At 72.8% G+C, this 6,037-nt stretch carries 6 protein-coding genes and 1 pseudogene; 3 read left to right on the plus strand and 4 right to left on the minus strand.

What is annotated here, in order from left to right:
• Positions 1-177: 177 nt before the first annotated feature.
• From CCL05_RS39210 to CCL05_RS39225, 4 genes are all read right to left on the minus strand, one after another.
• Positions 178-1,842 (minus strand): alkaline phosphatase D family protein, encoded by a 1,665-nt coding sequence (locus CCL05_RS39210; protein ID WP_086565381.1) that lies wholly within the window; start codon positions 1,840-1,842, stop codon positions 178-180.
• A 163-nt stretch (positions 1,843-2,005) separates the two neighbouring features.
• Complete coding sequence (locus tag CCL05_RS39215) at positions 2,006-2,770, minus strand: metallophosphoesterase family protein (protein WP_086565382.1); 765 nt, start codon at positions 2,768-2,770, stop codon at positions 2,006-2,008.
• On the minus strand, positions 2,767-3,054 hold the full coding sequence (locus CCL05_RS39220) for a BON domain-containing protein (protein WP_086565383.1): 288 nt from the start codon (positions 3,052-3,054) through the stop codon (positions 2,767-2,769). The genes CCL05_RS39215 and CCL05_RS39220 overlap by 4 nt, the downstream gene beginning before the upstream one ends.
• Positions 3,055-3,080: 26 nt before the next feature.
• Positions 3,081-3,767, minus strand: a complete 687-nt coding sequence (locus CCL05_RS39225) for a nucleotidyltransferase family protein (protein WP_107400575.1) — start codon at positions 3,765-3,767, stop codon at positions 3,081-3,083.
• Between the two features lie 406 nt (positions 3,768-4,173).
• Here CCL05_RS39225 and CCL05_RS39230 point away from each other — a divergent pair, with 406 nt between their 5' ends.
• From CCL05_RS39230 to CCL05_RS39240, 3 genes and pseudogenes are all read left to right on the plus strand, one after another.
• A complete protein-coding gene (locus tag CCL05_RS39230) occupies positions 4,174-4,395 on the plus strand; it encodes a hypothetical protein (protein ID WP_086565384.1) in 222 nt (73 codons plus the stop codon).
• Positions 4,396-4,513: 118 nt separating this feature from the next.
• Positions 4,514-5,095 (plus strand): hypothetical protein, encoded by a 582-nt coding sequence (locus CCL05_RS45420; RefSeq protein ID WP_167409703.1) that lies wholly within the window; start codon positions 4,514-4,516, stop codon positions 5,093-5,095.
• Between the two features lie 16 nt (positions 5,096-5,111).
• A pseudogene (locus CCL05_RS39240) lies at positions 5,112-6,037 on the plus strand (cation-translocating P-type ATPase); the annotation flags it as partial.

The following is a 6,037-nucleotide window of genomic DNA, read 5'->3' on the forward strand; positions in this document are numbered from 1 at the left end:
GGCGGCCGGTCACGGCATGTCTGTGGGCCATTCGGTGTGTCTCCTTCGCTCACGGTGGAACGGTCACAAGGCCATAGGCCTTGCCGGAACGGCCCGGAGTGATGTCCCGGGCCGCCGCGTTTCGCGCTTTGGCGCGGGGAAGGGGCGCCAAGTGCAGTACTGCGGACGTCAGGCGAGTCACGCGGACTTCAGGCCGGGCGAACCGACCTCCGTGACGAAGGACGCGGCCGTCGAGACGCCGGCCCCGGGCGTCGTGATGGCCGAGACGGTCCGGAAGTCGGCCTGGGCGTTCTCGCGGCCCAGGGCGACCCGGACGTAGCCGCGCCGGCCGTCGAAGAACTTCATGTGCGGGTTGGCCTTCATGTACGTGTCCCACTCGGTGGGCTTCCGGGCGCCGTTCCCGCCGCTGGCGATGGAGGTGCAGGTGAACTCCGTGCCCAGCGTCCTGGACGCCGGGTCGTCGAAGTCCTCCTTGATGTCGAAGGCGTACCCGACGTGGACATCGCCGGTGAGGACCATCCAGTTGTCGACGCCCGCGGCCTTCGCGCCCGCCATGACGCGGTCGCGGGATGCGCGGTAGCCGTCCCAGGCGTCCATGGAGACCGGGGCCGACGCGGTCAGGTCGAACCTGCGCTGGGAGAAGCACACCTGCTGGGGCATCACGTGCCACAGCGCGGCGGAGTTCCGCCAGCCGTCCAGCAGCCAGCGTTCCTGCGCGGCGCCGGTGAGGGTGCGGGCCGGATCGTCGGACTCGGGGCCCGGCGCGTGCGGCCGGTCGTTGTAGGCCTGGTCGGAGCGGTACTGGCGGGTGTCGAGGATGTCGAACTGGGCGAGCGAGCCCCAGGACAGCCGGCGGTACAACCGGGCGTCGGGCCCCTGCGGCAGCTGCTCGGCACGCAGCGGCTGGTTCTCCCAGTACGCCCGGTAGGCGGCGGCACGCCGCACCAGGAACTGTTCAGGAGCACTGCCCTTCTCGTCGACGGCGCCCGCGTAGTTGTTCTCGGTCTCGTGGTCGTCCCAGGTGACGACGAACGGGTGCCGGGCGTGCGCGGCCTGCAGGTCCGGGTCGCTCTTGTAGAGCGCGTAGCGCAGCCGGTAGTCCGCCAGCGTGGTGGTCTCGCGGTTGAACACGTCGGGCAGCTTGCGGTCGGTGTAGCGGCGATGCCCGCCGGCGGAGTCCACCGGGTACTCGTACAGGTAGTCGCCGAGGTGGAAGACCACGTCGACGTCCTCCTGCGCCAGATGACGATGGGCGGTGTAGTAGCCGTCCTGGTAGGCCTGGCAGGCGACGGCGGCCAGTCGGAGGCTGTCCGTGTCACTGCCCTCGGCCGGCGCCGTCCGGGTGCGGCCCACGGGGCTGATCCAGGAGCCCACCCGGAACCGGTAGTAGTAGTGGCTGTCCGGCAGCATGCCCTTGACGTCGACGTGCACGCTGTGGGCGTACTCGGGGTGGGCCGTGGCGACCCCCTGGTGCTGAACGATGACGAACCACTCGTCGAGGGCCACTTCCCACTGGACGGCGACCCGCTGCCGGCCCAGGCCGCCGTCCTCCGCGAACGGCTCGGGAGCGAGCCGGGTCCAGATCAGCACCGAGTCGGGCAGCGGGTCGCCGGATGCCACGCCGAGGGTGAAGGGGTCGTCGGTGATCCGTGCCGCGTCGAGCTCGGGAGCGGCGGTGGCGCCGCGGGCCGGCCGGTTGGTGGAGAAGGCGAGCAGCGCCGCCGCCGCGGTGACGGTCAGGAAGCGGCGGCGGGCGAGATGCGGTGCCGCGGTGCGCAGTACGGCGTCGTGCGGGGAGAAGGCATGCTCGGACGGTGGTCTTTGACGGCCCGTCAGCGCCATCTGATGTCCTCTCGTACGGGGCGCGGAGCAAGCATGCTAAGCAGACAAAATGCCTGAAAGCGGCACGACGTGCGGGGCGTTCACACCAGAGGCGGTACGAGAGCGGAACGGGACACGAGAACGCCGCCGGCGTCGGCCGGCGGCGGATGGGTGACGCGGCTGTCTAGCGGGCCGCGGGTGCGGCGGCTCCGGTGGTGGCGTGGTCGTGGACGGGCAGATGGTAGACGTGGAAGGCCCGCCCGATGACCGGCTGGGCGACGTTGCGCACCCGCACGCCGCCGCTCGTCATGCCGTGTTCCGTGCCGGCGTGCGCGTGCCCGTGCACCGCAAGGTCCGCACCGGCGGTGTCGATCGCCTCGGCCAGCAGATAGCTGCCCAGGAACGGATAGATCTCCAGCGGCTCGCCCGCCAGCGTGTCCGGGACGGGGGAGAAGTGGGTCAGGGCGATCCGCGCGTCACAGCCCTCCTCGCCCAACCGCTCCAGGGACGTCCGCAGGCTGTCGGCGCACCGGCGCGAGTACCTGACGAACTCCTTCATGACCGGCTCGCCGAACTCCCCGGCGCAGCGGCCGACGAAGCCGCCGCCGAACCCCTTGGTGCCGGCCACGCCGATCCGCGCCCCGCCACTCGTCACGACCGTCCCCTGCCCCTCCAGCACCTGGGTGCCGGTGTCCCGGAGGATGGCCGTGACCTCGTCGGGCCGGTCGTCGTGATGGTCGTGGTTGCCGAGCACGGCGACCACGGGCACCCCGAGACCCTGGACCTCCCGTGCCACCACCCGGGCCTCCTCGGGGGTGCCGTGCCGGGTCAGGTCCCCGGCCAGCAGCAGGAGATCGGCACACTCGGGCAGGGTCTGGAAGGCGGGACGGAGCAGGCCCTGGTCGCCGCTGCCCAGGTGGATGTCTCCGACGGCTGCGATGCGGATCATGCCAGTTCCTCCGCGTGGTCGGGGGAGGACGTCTCGGTGACCACGAGGTCGCTGTGCACCGGGACCCCGGCGAGCTCCTCGTGGACGGTGCGCAGAATCTCGTCGCGGCAGGGCGCCGAGGGCACGGTGCCGGTGAGCAGCACCGTCTGGCCGCGGGCTTCGACCCGGACGCCCAGTTCACCGAGCTCACCGGAGGCGAGACGCTCCTGGAGGTGGGCGATCCGGTAGTCCAGGTTCTGCGCGGGCTCCCCGCCGCCCGGGTGCTGCGAGCCGTGGGTACTCATGGATGTTCCTTCCGCATCACATGCGATCAGATGACGTTCAGGCGCTCCAGGAGGAAGAAGAAGGCGGCGGGCATGGGCGCGTCCCCGCACTCGCGCCGTACCCGCTCCCAGTCGACCTTCTCGCGCAGGGCACGCGCGATGGGCAGGGCCGCGCCGAAGTCGCAGTGGTGCTCGGAGAAGGCGGCGATCAGGCTCCACAGCAGGTCGGTGGGGGCCAGTACGGGCATGCGCACCGAGTCGACCGAGACCTCCTCCGCCCGCTCCAGCATGTCCGCGCCGACCGGCTGGTGCGCCAGCTCGAAGATGACGTCCACCGGCTGGCCGAAGCACGTGGCCTTGATCAGCCAGTCCTCCGGCGGGCTGTAGACCGTCAGCCCGGCCTCGCGGAGCGTGGCCGCCACCGCGTCCGCGTCCTCGGGGCGGATGGCGAAGTCGACGTCGTGCTGGAGGTTCTTCTCGCCGCCGTGGGCGTAGGCGGCCACGCTCCCGGCCAGCGCGAACAGGTGCCCCTTGCGTTTCAGCACGGCACCGACCTGCTTGGCGGCCTCCAGGATCGCCTGGTTGCGGTCCAGGGGCAGTTCCTGGGGCGGCTCGTCGGCCTGCGGGTTCTGTGGTGGCGCGGGCGGCGCGGGCTCGGGCTGGTCCGGAGCCAGCCGGAAATCGGGGATTCCCGGTCGCCGGACGAGCGTCGCGTCATCACCGTTCTGCGTCATGACCACTCCATTCGCCGAACCGGGCACCCGCCGCCGCGCGGTGCCCGGACCCGTGACGGCCTGCGTGCCAGTTCTGAGTACCCGGAGCCGTCACGCCGACACGGGAGGTCTCCGACGAGCGCCGGGGCGCTTGCACCCGCGCCGGAAGCGAGGAGCTGCGCCGATTGCGACGACTGTGGTGAGCCCCGACGGCCGCGTCCAGCCGCGAGGGCCGCGTTGAGTCGCGTCGGCTGCTCCGGATTACGGCCCGCCGGGCCGCGCCGGCGACTGCATCGATGGGTCTGCCGGGCGGACGGGCCCTCCACCCCGCGGCGGCCCGGGCGGACCACGTCCGGTGGCAGCCCCGGTCCGCCCTGGTGACGCTGGCATGGCACCGGCGCCATCGTCCCGGACGAAGGAGTCCCCCGTGAACAAGCTGCCGTACGCCCTGCTCACCGCCCTGGCCGGGACGGTGCTCGCCGTGCCCGCGCATGCCGCGGACCGCCCGGCGGACGTCACCGCGAGCCAGTGCATCGCCGGTGGCGGAGCCGTCATCATCTCCGCCGTGGGCGACGAATGGCAGTCGTACACCAAGCGCTGCATGGGCGGCGTCCACGACGGCGAGACCGTCCTGCGGGCCATCGGCTGAGACCCGACCGGGTCCTCGGCCGGACACGACAAGCGCTCGCTCCGGCAAAGGCGGAATATGGGGCAGAGAGCTGGGAAACCGGTTGAAGCCGCTGGACAACGCGCATGTGGAGGTCGCCATGAACCAGGAGACATCACGTTCGCCCGATCTTCCGCAGCCGTTGCGGGCCGTCGCCTCGGGTCTGAGGCATCTGCCGGGTGCGGAGCAGGTGGGCAAGGTGGCCGGAGACGCCCTGGACCGGATCGGCGCGGTGTCGCCGCGCGGCCGCCGGATGGCCGTCTACGCCGGTGCCGGAGTGCTCGGCGTGGCCGGAGTGGTGGAATGGCCGGTGGCGCTGACCGGCGCGGCCGTCGCCTGGCTGACCCAGCCGAAGCCAGGACAGCGACCCGACGGCGCGTCAGCGAACGGCGGCACGCAGACCGCCGCCGGGGCCCGTGAGCGCCGCGCCGGCGTCCAGGTCAGGCCGGACGACGAGGGCACCTCCTCGTACGGCCCCGGCGACAAGCTCGCCGCCTCCCACTACCGGCACGACCGCCCGGAACACCATGTGCACGAACAGCCCGCCAAGGTGGGCGACACCGTCACGGCCTCCGCGCTGAAGCAGGTCGCCGAGGCCACCGCACACCACGACCCGCACGGCGAGGAGCCGGACCGGGAGCAGGCCCAACGGCACGGACACGACAGCCGGCCCACCGGCTGAGTCGGGACAACAGGAGATGCTCATACGCTTCGACGCCGCCCCGCTCGTCGGGGCCATGGCCGGGGCGGCGGCGGGCGCCGCCCGCAGCACCGCCCAGGGCGTGACGTCCGCCTACGACACCACGCGGCGCGTCCGCAACGTCGCGCGCAACGCCCTGTCCGGCGGCCGGCACTGGAAGGCGGGGCAGCGCGTCCACATCGCCCTGCGGCGCTCCGACGGCGAGATCGGCGGCATCGCACGCGAGGTCGCCGGGGAACTGCTCGACCACCCGGACGTCATCGCGGCGTACTGGGACGAGGGACTGTCCCGCCTGGTGATCACCGCCGCCGAGGACGCCGTCACCGACCGCGTCAGCGAGCGGGCCACCGCGCTCGCCACCCGCCTCGGCCTGTCCGAGGGCGCCGACCCGGAGGCCGAGGAGATCACCCACCCCGGTGACCCCGGCGAGGTGCGCCACACCGCGGCGGCGATCCTGCTGGACGCCGCCGGCGCCGCCGGTGCCCTCGCCGGCCGGTCCCTGCGCCTGCCGCCCACCTCACGCATCGTCACCGCCACCGTCACACTGCTGCGGGAGAACCCCCGCTTCCGGGCCCTGCTCCAGCAGCGCTTCGGCACCCACGGCATGGAACTCGTCCTCGCCGCCGCCAACGCCGCCGCACACGGCGTCGGCCAGACCCCGCTGGCGCTCGTGCTCGACGGTGTGCTGCGCGGCACCCAGCTGACCGAGGCGGTGGCCAGGGCCGCGGCCTTCGAGGCACTGCACGACGACATCTGCCACGAGCAGCGCACCAGCCTGCCCTGCCCCCCGGACACCCGGCCGCCGCTCAAGGTGACGCCCGCCCACGAGTACGCCTCCCACGCCAGCACGGGCAGCCTCGCCGGCGCCGCCGCCGCGTGTGTGACAAGGAGGGTGGCGGCGGCGGCGCCGGCGAGGCTGCCCGT

Origin of the sequence: Streptomyces africanus, assembly GCF_002150735.1 — a bacterium.
GTDB lineage: Bacteria > Actinomycetota > Actinomycetes > Streptomycetales > Streptomycetaceae > Streptomyces > Streptomyces africanus.